This is a genomic window from Flavobacterium esculini (assembly GCF_048284325.1).
GTDB lineage: Bacteria > Bacteroidota > Bacteroidia > Flavobacteriales > Flavobacteriaceae > Flavobacterium.
The window spans coordinates 70,068-83,706 of the sequence record NZ_JBLVPI010000008.1; the positions used below are offsets into that span (position 1 = coordinate 70,068).

The 13,639-nt window shown below is 34.9% G+C and carries 6 protein-coding genes; 1 reads left to right on the forward strand and 5 read right to left on the reverse strand.

Annotated elements, in window-relative coordinates; all coding sequences use genetic code 11:
• Positions 1 to 500 precede the first annotated feature (500 nt).
• From ACNQGG_RS08860 to ACNQGG_RS08880, 5 genes are read right to left on the reverse strand one after another with little or no spacing between them, the layout of a single operon-like run.
• Positions 501 to 2,309, reverse strand: a complete 1,809-nt coding sequence (locus ACNQGG_RS08860) for an alpha/beta hydrolase fold domain-containing protein (protein ID WP_417963125.1) — start codon at positions 2,307 to 2,309, stop codon at positions 501 to 503.
• Positions 2,290 to 5,268, reverse strand: a complete 2,979-nt coding sequence (locus tag ACNQGG_RS08865) for a glycoside hydrolase family 2 protein (protein ID WP_417963127.1) — start codon at positions 5,266 to 5,268, stop codon at positions 2,290 to 2,292. The genes ACNQGG_RS08860 and ACNQGG_RS08865 overlap by 20 nt, the downstream gene beginning before the upstream one ends.
• Positions 5,268 to 6,392: a glycoside hydrolase family 88/105 protein gene (locus ACNQGG_RS08870; RefSeq protein ID WP_417963130.1), complete on the reverse strand. Its 1,125-nt coding sequence runs from the start codon at positions 6,390 to 6,392 to the stop codon at positions 5,268 to 5,270. The genes ACNQGG_RS08865 and ACNQGG_RS08870 overlap by 1 nt, the downstream gene beginning before the upstream one ends.
• A 24-nt stretch (positions 6,393 to 6,416) precedes the next feature.
• Entirely contained in the window at positions 6,417 to 9,149 is a 2,733-nt protein-coding gene (locus ACNQGG_RS08875; RefSeq protein ID WP_417963132.1) for a glycosyl hydrolase, read from the reverse strand.
• 9 nt (positions 9,150 to 9,158) lie between these two features.
• On the reverse strand, positions 9,159 to 9,290 hold the full coding sequence (locus ACNQGG_RS08880; protein WP_417963134.1) for a hypothetical protein: 132 nt from the start codon (positions 9,288 to 9,290) through the stop codon (positions 9,159 to 9,161).
• A gap of 1,260 nt (positions 9,291 to 10,550) precedes the next feature.
• Between ACNQGG_RS08880 and ACNQGG_RS08885 the strand changes: the two genes are divergently transcribed.
• Positions 10,551 to 13,619, forward strand: coding sequence for a SusC/RagA family TonB-linked outer membrane protein (locus ACNQGG_RS08885; protein WP_417963136.1), 3,069 nt, complete (start codon positions 10,551 to 10,553; stop codon positions 13,617 to 13,619).
• Positions 13,620 to 13,639: the final 20 nt, after the last annotated feature.

Here is a 13,639-nt window from a genome sequence, read left to right on the forward strand (position 1 = left end):
TTTTTTTTAATTGCAGTCACAACCCAAAAGAGGATTTCCATACGGGAATTCTCTTTTTCTATTTCAATACCTATTTATATTAATTTTATTACGTAATTTAGAGTAATAAAATTGTTAACCACAATGTGTGAATAATCGATAACGTTGTCTTTAAAAAACATTGAATTATCAAAAAGAAAATCAAAATAGCTAAAAAACACATTCACGAAAGACTGCATCGGGAACCGTATTTCACGCATCCCAGACTGAAGTTTCTTCCTAATATTGTTGTGAACCTATTTGGTCTTATACTTTCCTTTACCGTGGTGGCAACTTTACTCTATTTTGTGTTGAGTTATTTGGTTAGAAAGTTTTACCATTTGGATTAAAAAAGAATTGTGATTTTATTACTTTAAGCTTTTCATAATTGTGTTAACCAGAATTTTAAAGAAGCATAAGTTTTCTTTAAAATAAAAATTAGAGATATTAAAAAGCCCTAATAAATAGAGCTTAATAAGAAATTATTGTTTTTTTAATTGAGTAAGCACAGCTTCCGGAACTCTTAAAACAGTACCGTGACGAGTACCTAATGGAAAACTAATCTTTTCGGAAATATCCTCCCAGCCATTTGCCGTTTCTTTTACAGCCCCATATTTTTTCTGGGTATATTTATCAAAGTAAACTACCCAATTTCCATCTATTTTGACAGCGGTAGGTCCTTCTGCCCAATAATCACCTGTAATAGAATTACCAGCTTTAGTGTAGGGTCCCGTTAAACGCTTGCTGTAGGCTATTTTTATGTTTTTCTGTATTGGTTTTCGGGTTTCATCTTTTAGATACATAACAAAGCCCTTATCTTGTTTTAAAATCGTGGCATCTATGACATTAAAACCAGGCTCATAAAGAAGTTTAGTACGGGTGAATTTTTTAAAATCTTTTGTAATTGTGTAATAAATTCTATGATTGTATCCTTTTTCCTCCTCTGTTTGCGTTTCCATAAATTTTCCTTCAATGGTCGATGCCCAATAAATCATGTATTTATTGGCTTTTTCGTCAAAAGTGATTTCTGGGGCCCAAGTATTACGTGCATTTTTCTCATGGGCCATGACTGGAATAAATTCTTGTTTAGACCAATGAATTAAATCTTTTGAGGAAGCGTAGCCTATTCCTTTATCCGTCCAACTTACGGTCCAGACCATGTGGTACAATCCATCACCACCCTTTATAATGCAAGGGTCTCTCATTAATTTGTCTTTCCCTACTTCAGGAGTCAAAAAAGAAGTATCCTTTTTTAAAGTCTCCCATTTATATCCGTCTTCACTATAAGCTAAATGCAATCCGTCTTCACCATTTCCTTTAAAATAAGAAAAAATATATCCCTCTGGTTTTTTTATCAATCCATTGGAAGTCAGCCATTTTTCACAAGTTTTTGGCCATTCTTTATTAGTTCCTGTAATACCTAAGCCAAAACCATGTCCACCATTTTCATACAGATGTATTTCCGTCGGCACTTTGTTTTGTTTTAAAGCCAGATAATAATTGATACTGTTCTCAACAGGAACCGCCTTATCATCTGTGGCATGCACTAAAAATGCTTTTGGTGTATTGGAATCTACGTGTTTTTCATTCGAATATTTTGCAATCAATTCGCTGTTTGCATTTTTACCCAAAAGATTTTCTTTAGATCCATTATGAGTAATTCCATCTTCCATAGAAATTACAGGATATATCAGGATGGAAAAATCAGGACGGGCACTGATGTTGTCTTTCGAATCATACACATTGTCAGAATAATGTGTGGATAGGGTAGCGGCCAAATGTCCTCCCGCAGAAAATCCCATAATTCCTATTTTACTGGAATCTAAATGCCAGGTAGCAGCATTGCGGCGTAATATTCTTACTGCTTCTTGTGCATCTTGCAAAGGGCCAATGGTTTTGTCTTTCATAATGACATCACTTGGCAATCTGTATTTAAGAACAAAGGCGGAAACCCCAATAGATTGGAACCATTCAGCCACTTTATCACCTTCTTTTTCGTGAGACAAAAGTGCATATCCACCTCCTGGGCAAATAATTACCGCTGTATTTTTGGAGTTATTGTTGTTTGCCAAAAAAACTTTCAAAGTAGGCTCCGTCACTTTTCTAATTCCCGTTATTTTTCCTTGGGAATCTAGTCTCGGTTCTTCCTTATAGCTTTCATTATTTATTGCTCCGGGAATCTGGTCCCATAATTTTATTTCTTTGTTTTGCGAAAAAACGGTAGTTGTTAATCCGAAAAACAATACCAATCCCCAAAATAATACTTTACTTTTATTCATTTTGTTTTTCATAAAATTCTATTTCAACTATACGCAACTGCCCTTTAGCATCTACTGCTGTTTTATCTTTGAATAAATCTAATTCTTTATTTGCCTCGACTTCAATAATTTTGTCAAAAGCATCTTTTTCTGAATTGATTCCTGTTAATTCAATAGTTATTTGTTGTGCTAAAACGGGTTTTAAAGGCAGCGTAATATATCCTAAACTTTGCATAGTATCCCCTTTATACACTTCTTTTCCATCCGCTAAAATTCGAATAGGATAACTTTTGGTTCTCCATCCCGTGAATTTAACCACACATTCATTTATTGCGGAAGGTTTGGTCAAGGTATATACTATTCGGCCCGTACTTATTTTTCCATCATTGGACCATTCTGTCAGTTCATTGTCATCATAACTTTTATAAACTTCTTCATTGTTCGATAAAGCAGTGGCATGTGAAATAAAAACAGGGTTTCTTTTTATGGTATAAGAAGCCGTTTCAGGAGTTGGTCCTTTTTGTAAATTAGAGGATAAATCGGCTCCGGGCAGTTGTTTCGAAAGTCCATTTTCAGTTGAAACGGCGGTTGCATTCAAGACAATTTCTGACGATTGCAAGCCTCCAGATTTGGCAGTAACACTTATTGCTCCTGATTTCAGGGTAGATTGTAACATAATTCTATTTATTCCGTTTTCAACAGGCAGGTTCTTCGAAAGGATATAGTTATCCGGTCCTTGAGCGATTCCTCCTAACCATGTTGCATCACCAGCAACAGAGAATTCAATCATTGCATTGTTTGTTGGACAACGAATACCGTCTTTATCGACTACTTCCACATCCACCAAGGCAACATCGGAACCATCTGCTAACATTCCGCCTGGGTTAGTGTGTTTAGAAAGTTTAATTGCAAATGGTGCTCCAGAAGTGGTTTTTGTTGCTTCGCTGAGTATTGCTCCTTTAGCATCATAACTTACTGCTTTTAAAGTTCCAGATTCCCATTGAATATTGTCAAAAGTAAATAGAAAAGAGTTACTTCTTGTTCCAAATCCTTTAGATTTACCATTAACAAAAAGTTCCACTTGGTCTCCTGTTGAAACAACATATTCCTTTTTTGCAGTGGTATTGGTATAATTCCAATGGCCTAAAAGATGTGTTCGGTGTTTTTCTATATCTACCCAGCCATCCCATATGACTTGATGTGCGAAAAAGCCATCTTTCGGAATTCGCATCGCGTCCACTTCGCCACTGGTTCTGTAATTTGATTCGCCTCTGTGATGGGTATTGGAATCCGAAAAAATAATATTTACACCTCCGGAATTTACTCTTTTACCGGTTCCCGGACGTTCCATATAATAATCATTCCATCGAACTACATTTTCAATAGTATGTCTATCTTGATTGTGATTGTAGTCTGCTGCATTTTGTCCACGATACAGTGGTCCTTCACCTTCTTTATGATACGGAAATGAATATTCATCCCAATATTTTCGTAGCCCTTCATCTCTGGAATATTCTGTAGCCCACAATGGTTTTTTGGCGCTTTTATTTATGTATAGCATTTCTCCGCCGTATTCTGCTTCTTGACTGTCTAACATTTCACGGGAACCGATGGCTCTTCCGCCATAAGGATCATAGGTATTTCGAAGGCTTTTCATTTCTTGCATATGGGGTTCACTGATGACTTCATTCCCACACTCGTAAAAAATAATACTCGGATTATTTCGATTGTAAATGATGGCATCGCGCATCAGGTTGACACGATGATTCCATTGCTCACCTTTAGCATCTTTTTCGGCATCGCCTGCCGGCATTGCTTGCATTAGTCCAACTCTATCACAGGATTCCACATCTTGTTTCCACGGTGTAACATGCATCCATCGCACTAAATTACCATTTCCTTCCACAACTAATTGATTGCTAAAATCACTTAACCATGCCGGAACTGACATTCCTATTGCTGGCCATTCGTTACTCGTTCGTTGTGCGTAGCCTTTCACTTGTATCACACGGTCATTGAGTACAATCTCTCCGTTTTTAAATTCCGTTTTGCGAAAACCAGTTTTAGTTTGTACTTCATCGATGACTTTTCCATCCACTTTTAAGATGGTTTTTACAGTGTATAAATAACCGTATCCCCAACTCCAAAAATGCAATGCTTGTACTTGCTGACTCGCTTTGATTATTTTTGTTTGTCCCGGAGCAATTGTTGTTTTTTCTTCAGAAAATTCAGCTACTTTTTTACTTTCCATATCGAATAATTCTACCTGATACGAAAAAATTTTAGGAACCGCATATTCATTTTTTACCTGAGATTCAGCAGTTATCAACGCTGATTTCCCCGGAATATTAATTTGAGTGGCATGGATATAAGTCCCTGTAGTTTGCAAACTCGAATACAGCGGTAAAGTCTGATATAATTTGTCGGTTATATGCAGAAATACATTCTTCGGAATTCCTCCGTAGTTTGCATTAAAATTGTTGTTATTCCATTGAAAAGTGGATCCCGTTTTTTGTTCTTTGTATTTCCAATCGTTATCAATACGAAGTGCCACTACGTTCTCAAAAGGATGGGGTTTTATGAATTCGCTGATATCTAAACCAAATGCCATGACTCCATTTTCATGCATGCCGACCTTTGTTCCATTCACATAAATTACACCACCCTGACGAATGCCTTCAAATTCTAAAAAAATCTTTTTATTAGAAATCCCTTTAGGTATCCTGAACTTTTTTCGGTACCAAACAATACCTGTAGTTATATCTTCAATTGATTTCTTAAAAGCCTCATTCTGGTTATAAGCATGCGGAAGCGTAACCGATTCCCAATTTTTATCATTAAAATTGATGTTTTTTGCTTCCACGAAATCTCCCGATTTCAATTTCCAATCTGCGTTAAAATTGTATTTGTTTCTAACAAATTCCTGCGAAAATAAAGTAGAAACTGTTAATAATAAGAACCAAAAACATAAAGCTTTTAAATAGTTATCCATTATTTCATTTTATAAATTTCTGATCCTGCCAATAAAAAACAACCTAATCCATAATCTTCAAAATCAGGGATTTTATCATAAGCTAGCGGTTGTCCGTCTTTTGGCTCTTTACCAGTAGATTGCAGGAAGCCTAAAAAGCCATTTTCATGTAAACTTTCTTTTGTCATGGCATTCCAAGCTTTTTGAATTACTGGCAAATACGTTTCTTTTTTCAAAATTCCACTGTTAATACCATAAGCCATTCCGTAAACGAATAATGCTGTGCCTGACGTTTCTTTTTCGCCAAAATTAGTTGGGTCATGTAAGCTTACATTCCAAAAACCATCGGCTCTTTGAATAGGTACCAAGGCAGCAGCCATGGCTTTTAAATCTTTTACATATTGTTCTCTATGAGGTGCATTTTCTGGAATTATGGTCAGCACTTTTGCCAAGGCTCCAATTACCCAACCGTTACCGCGACTCCAATAGCAATCTTCTCCATTAGGCTCTTTATACGGTGCATCAAAATCTGCATCACGCCACCACAAACCATCTTTAGGATTATAAAGGCCATGGTCTCCATGTTTATTTCTGGAATACATATACATTTGGTACATTTTTTCGAAATAGCGATTGTCTTTTTCCAAAACTCCCATTTTTGCAAAAACGGGCATCCCCATTTGTATGGCATCAATCCAAGACCAGTCGTTCAATTGAGGAGTATTAAGCAACATATTGATATTTGCTTTTGTATTCTTCAATTTTTTAGCGTCCGGTTCTAAGTTATATAGATCGATATAGGTTTGTGCTGCACAATAATTGTCTGCATTTCTAGTAGTATTTCCGCTATTAAATCCCCATTTATGAAATTCGGACCAGGAATAGGCATAATTATAATAGGCTTCTTTTGGGTAAATTTCATGTAAGGCCATTAATCCTTCATAATATACCCCACGAGTCCAAATATTGCTGGGACGTTCTTTATTAGTAATTATAGTTTTACCGGTATCCGGCCATTTATCCATAAAATAAGCGTTTGCCAATTGCATTTGTTTCAAGACCAAGTTTCTGTCAAATGTTTGTTGTGCCATTACAGTTCCCGAATATATAAGGGATATAGCGAAAAATAAAAGTAGTTTTTTCATTTTTTAGTTATCGTTATTTAATAATTAGTTGTTTTGTTTTAAGGGTGTAATAGTAACCGGACCTAATAACCCTGATGGAGTAGGATCCCATTTAGTGGCATCAAATTTTTTATAATCTTTATCTACCATATTTATTTCGTAAAAAATCTTCCATTCTTCTCCTTTGAGTTCCATAGCTCTTACCCTGTTAGCTCCCAGATTGGTGACTTGCACGGTCAATGTGTTTTTTCCTTTTTTTAGTTTTCCCAAATTAATTGTAAAAGGAGCCGACCAAGCAGTCCCAATGTACGAACCATTCAACCATACTTTGGCACTTTCGCGTACATCGCCAAGATTCAAATTCCAATTGTCCGCTGTTGTATTTGGAGCATCAAATTGTAACGTATAGGTTGCTGTTCCAGAAAAGGCTTCGGCTTCAGGACTTAATTTTGTCCACGACTCTAAAGTAGAAACTTTGGTTTTCGAAGGTAATTTAGGTCCTCCTTTATCAAAAGACAATTCCCAATTGCCTTTTAAGGCAATGGCATCGGCTGTTTTTTGATAATATTTCCATTCCTGCTGTGAAGCTTTATCTTCCGTTTTAAGTATAAAAGATTGTCCGGATTCAAGGTGAAGCTTAACCAATGTTGCATCTGATGTTTTTTGAACAATAGCATTACCATATTCTTTGGTTAACGGATCAAAAATTACCACTTCCTTGTTGCCAATTTTTAACGGAATAAATCCATCGATTGCCTTAGCAGTATGATTAACCAAATAGTATATTTTTTCTCCGTCAATAGTTCTTCGGATGTATTTTAAACCCGTGTTAACTAGAGTTTCCGGATATACTTGTGCTTCATTTAATGCTTTGAATAGGTCAGCAACAGGTTGAATGCTTTTTTTATTTTCTTCCATTAAAGCGGCTAATTTTTTGTTCTGGTTTTCATATTCATAATAACCGGGAACTGATGTTGGAAGCCCTTGAAAAATAATTGCTCCTCCGGCTTTTTTCAAGGCTATTAATTTTTCTAAAGTTGCCATTGGCATTTTATCGCAGGTAGGAACAATCAGGGATTTAAAAGTTCCTCCCGGTAAAACTATTTTTCCGTCTTTAACCTGAGCCTGAGAAATGAAATTATCCGAAACAAAATCTACTCCAAAGCCATTTTTCATTAGGTTTTGAGTCGTATCATAAAAAGAAGTTCCCTTTAACCATTCTGCAAGGGAGTGTATTTTAAACTCAAAAAATAAAGTTCCGCCTTGGTACTTGTTCCAAGTATCATAAATTGGATAATACAATAAGGTTTCATTGTCTGATTTTCCCAGTTGCAACATGGACTGACAACTGGCGATATAAGAAAATAGGGCAGGAGCATCCTCCCAAGTAGGGTCGGTTGCATTAAAATTTGCAGAAGCATAAAACTTCCATCCTGGCCATTTTGCTCTTTCTGGGGAATAAGTAGAACCATGAAGAAATATATGATTGATTCCATTGAGCAGTAATTCCTCTGCTTCTGGCTTACATTGTGACAATGCTATTTTGAAATGGTCTCGCAACCAGGTAAAAGTCTCTGAAGAAACTAATGGTTTTCCTGAAATATGCGCAGCCGAGGAAGAAAATTTAAGCATAATAGGATCAGCATCACCTTCACGAATGTCTTGTTTTTCTCGTCTTAAACCAGCAATATCAAATGGCATTGAACCGAAAGTTTCACATTCTGGAATATCTGCAGAAGCGTATAAATCAATCAGATTTCCTGGAGATCCATGAGCCTGAAGTTTTGTTTTAAAATTTTTGGAATGCGCCCAATTGGTCCATGGTTTATCAAAACGGTTCAATAACAAATCGGAAAGGGTTTCGCGATAATCGCTTTTAATTCGGTTATCTGTTTCATTATCCGTTTTGCTCAATAGTTTTGGAAGTTGTTTTTTAAGATCATACCCTCTTCTGTTTTCAAATTCCTTTAAGAATAGAGGCGTAAAATCAGTGCCATACACTTCATAGCTATCGTTAAAAATGGATCGAATTTTTGCTTCACGCCCCTTAAAAGCTTTATCAAAAGGAACAACATAAGCGTTAAGAGCTTCCTCTGAATAATGATCTAAAGTATAGCCTTTTCCTCCTGGCGCTGCGCGTTTCACCTGCTGTCCTGTTTTTCCGCTAAAAACGGCATATAGCGTATAATCTGTTTTTTTTGCTTTCCATTTTAAGAGTGTTCCGTCCAATTTATCCGTCAGGTCTATATAAGTACCATCAGCACCATAACCCACTACATTTAAAAGTTGTGCTGGTACTTTTTCTTTTGTACTGTCAGGTTTGATTTCTTGAATGATTTTTGCTCCCTTTTTTACGCTATATTTTTCTACCACTAATTTTGTGGCTGCATAAGGTAAGGTTACTTGAGAACCTCCGTAAGGCCATCCTGTTCCTAAAACCATGTCAACTTGCATGCCAGTACTATCAGCAATATGAATTGTATAATCCAGCATTTCCATCCATTTTGGGGAGAGGTAATCAATAAAATTTCCTTCTTCGCCTTTTACGCCATAAATAGGGGTTATTTCTACACCGCCAATACCCGCCTTATGTAAATCGATTAGATTTTTTTTAAGATTAGGCTTGTCAACGGCGCTTCCCATCCACCACCAACGGGCCCATGGCTGATTGGTATTTGTTATTTTTGGCCATGGCGAAACTGCTGTTGTTTGAGCAGAAGACTCATGCGAAAAAAGAATCCCTATTGCAATAAGGATGTAATATTGTTTGAATTTCATGGACATATATTATTGTTTAACTTTATCAATTGCTAGGGCATAGACTTGGTAATTCCCTTCAAAATTTGCCCTAAAAATAATCAATTTTCCGTCTGGAGAAAAATGTACATTAGGTTCTAATTTATAATTGTGATTTTTCATGTTAACCGATTTTGTGGAAACCAACTATCATCCTTGGCATGAGCGATCTGTGCATTTAAGAATTCTTATTTGTTGTTTAAATAAAAAAAATAAAGTAAAAATAGAATCTCTCTTCAGAAATGCTATCCTGTTGCATCCTGTGTTTTCTAATATAGAATTATCAATGTCGTTCAATCCAAACGAATCCATTCATTTTTCCCTTTTTAATTACTCTTATTTAAAACGCATTAGTTTTAAAGAGCACTAGCCATATACCGTCTTGACGCAACTGAAAATAGAACACAGATAACGCTAATCGAACAAATTAACCCATTTAAATTTGTTCTTTTCTATTGTAATTAAAAAGTCGCATCCTGAAATTTCCAAATCATGTTATTTTTTTTATGTGATAATCAAAAAAAAATTAAAAATCCGTTTAATCTGTATTCTATTTTAATGTTTAAATTTATCTAAAGTAATAGTCATGAAATTTTGGTATTGTTTAAAATGAAAAACTTTTCAGTTAATTTATTTTTTTTTAGTGTGAGAATAGCAAAGTTCATCATGATTTATTTTTTAAATAACATAAAAACGACAAATTGCATCGTAATTTTATCTTTCTAGATACTTCCTGGATTTTTTTAGCATTTCAGATTCCTAAATTTCACACAAAAACCTTAAAAATTGTATAATTGTCATTTTTACAAATAATAAATTAGTATAAATACAAAATATTACGTTAAAAATTCAAAATATTGAATTGCAATCGATTACATAAAAAATAAAAGTCAATTTAACAAAAAATCATAAAATATTGAAAATAAGCAGGATAGTACAGGATAAATATAGGGTATCCTATAAATAGATTTGAATAATTAAGTAATTAAATCTGTATGAAAAACAAAATTTATCTTTTTGATAAGCTTAATGATACTTTTTTATTGATTGCCTATTTTAATTAATGTTATCAATGGGTTCAGGATTTTTATTAGAAGTGTTTTTTTTTCTGGTTTTTTTTGTATTTATAATAATTTAATTGATTTTGCTTTGGTGAATTGAAAATTATTATTTAGTTTTGTGTAATCGATTACATTTATTTAAAAACGATACATAGATGTAATCGATTACACGAAACGACATTAGGCATAGAAAATCAAAACTAATTAAGCATTTTTTTCTATAATATGCTAAAGAGTACATGTACAAATTAGGCAACACTAGATTATCAGCTGTTTTGTCAAAAACAATTTTTTGAATATTAACTAAACTAAATACTATTTCATGAAAAACAAACTTAAAATTTTGATGAGCACCATCATATGTGTATTATTATACACTTCTGGTTATGCTCAAGGAAAAACAATTACGGGGGTAATAAGCGACGCCTCAAAATTCCCTATACCAGGAGTAAACGTTCTTATAAAAGGAACCCAAAAAGGAGTAAGTACCGATTTTGATGGTAAATACAGCATTGCAGTTCCAGAAGGAGCTACGTTAGTTTTTTCTTATATAGGTTTTAAAGCAAAAGAGCAAAAAATAGGTGCTGCAAGCTCCTATAATATTACTTTAGAATCTGAAAGCGCAACATTAGATGAAGTTGTTGTTGTAGGTTACGGTGTAAAGAAGAAAAAAGATCTTACTGGTTCTATTGTAAGTGTAGGTGCTGAAGAAATTGCTTCTAGACCTGTACAAAATGCGGTGCAAGCCATGCAAGGAAAAGCGGCCGGGGTAGATATATCATCTAACGAACGTCCTGGTACTGTGGGTAGTATTAGAATTCGTGGAGCGCGTTCTATTTCAGCTTCCAATTCCCCTCTTTATGTAGTGGATGGAATTCCTTTGAATTCAGGAGGTATTGATTTTTTAAACCCTAACGATATAGAGTCAATCGATGTATTAAAGGATGCTTCTGCCACAGCTATTTATGGTTCTCGTGGAGCTAATGGGGTTATCATTGTATCAACAAAAAAAGGTAAAAACGGAAAATTCACTCTAAATTATGACACTGCACTTACCACAGAAACGATTCATGAAAACGCTCCAATGATGAATGCTGGAGAATACATTGAATTGCGTCGTTGGTCTAGATATTATTCTAATACAGCTGCTTTCCCAAAAGGAGATGCTCCAACAATTGCCAATGATAGAAACATATTTTTAGATACTGCTGATCCAGCTGCATGGGCTAATATCGAAAAAGGATGGGCTGGAGGAACTTGGGATGGTTCAAAAGTTAGCACAACCGATTGGACTAAATTTGTTACTCAAACTGGAATTACGCAACAGCACACTTTAAGTGTTAGTGGCGGTTCTGAAAAAGTGAAAGCCTACGGTTCATTTGGATATATGGACAATACAGGAACGCTAAAAGGGCAAAGTTATAAACGTTACAATGGTATTGCAAATGTTGATATTACACCAACTGAATGGTTCTCTATGGGGGCTAATCTTAATACGAGTTATGGTTTAAATGAATATGGGCAATCAACTGTAGGAAGATCTGCGGTAGCAACTTCTGGAGGGATTTATCAAACGGCAAGACAAAACCTTCCTTATGCTGTACCTTTTGATCTAAATGGACAAAGAATACAAAACCCAGGAGGGGACTCTACTATCAGAAACGTTTATGACGAGCACAAATACTCTCAAGACCAACGTTTAACTTTACGTGCTTTTGGTAGTTTCTATGCTCAATTGGATTTTGGCGGATTTTCTCCAAAACTGAAAGGTTTAAAATACCGTGTGAATTTTGGTCCGGATATTACTTCTTACCGTAATGGAGTGTTTTTAAATGGATTATCTTCTGCTCGTTCAGGGACAAGCTTTGCTTCTTTAGCAAAAGATCAAACTATTTCGTATACTTTAGATAATTTGATTTTGTATAACAAAACAATTGGTAAACACGATTTTGGTTTGACCTTATTACAAAGTCAAACACAATACTCTAATGAAGAAAGTGCCATGTCTGCCAATGATATTAAAAATGTTAATAATAAATGGAATGCTTTGACTACAACAAATGTAGCTCTAGCTGGCTATTCTTCCAATATTACAGAAACGGGATTATTCTCTTACATGGGTAGAATAAACTATAGTTATGACGATAAATATTTGCTTACAGCTTCAGGACGTTATGATTCTGCTTCGCAATTAGCTAAATTAAACAGAAGAGACTTTTTTCCAAGTACCTCATTAGCATGGCGTTTAGACAAAGAAGAATTTTTACAAAATACAACTTGGTTAAACCAATTGAAATTAAGAGTAGGTTATGGGGTTACCGGTAACGCAGCTGTACCTGCTTATGAAACTCAACCACCATTAGCACAAGTACTATACTCAACATCATCCGGTCTTGTAAACAATTCAAAGTTGGGTAACCTTGGGTTAGGTTGGGAAAAAACTACTCAATTTAACTATGGTCTCGATTTCGGATTATTTAATAGCAGAATTTCAGGAAGTTTAGAATATTATACTAGTACAACTAATGATTTATTATTAAGCAGAAGTATTCCATCAGTTACAGGTTTTTTAACTACTCTTGAAAATGTAGGAAAAACAGAGGGGAATGGTGTTGAACTTACCTTAAACACGGTAAATGTAAAAACAGCCGATTTCGAATGGAGTTCTAGCTTAAGTGCTTCATGGCAAAAAAGCAAAATCGTTGAATTACAAAATGGTAAATTTGATGATATAAATAATAATCAATTTATTGGTCAGCCTCAAGGTATCATTTATGGTTTTGAATCGAACGGAATTTGGAAACCGGAGGATGCTGTAGAAATGGCAAAATTCAATGCGTTTTCAGCTACTCCTGTGTTTACATTTGGAAATGCCAGACCGGTAGATCAAAACGGGGATTATAAGATTGATGCCAATAATGACCGTGTGATAATTGGTAGTACTGAACCAAAATTTATAACAGGATTAACTAATACTTTTAGTTACAAAAATATTGAATTATCTTTCTTTGTATATGGACGTATGGGGTACTTATACAATGTTGGGGGAGAAAACTTAAGTGGAAAAACGAGCCAAAGACAACTTGACTATTATACAGACAACAACACCGATGCTGAATACCAAAAACCAATCTTTTCAGCAGGCACAGGCGATCTATTTAATCCAATTCTAGGTTACAAAAACGGTTCTTTCTTAAAAATAAGAAACATCTCTTTAGGGTACAGCTTTACAGAAGAATTGGCAAAGCAAATTGGTGTTTCTAAAATGAGATTCTATGTTCAAGCAAGTAATCCAGCTATGATTTTCTCTAAAGTCAAATGGATGGATCTTGATACACAAACTACCGCTTCTAACAGAGGATTTTCATTAGGGTTAAATGTTCAATTCTAAGATAAATTTTAAAAAAATAA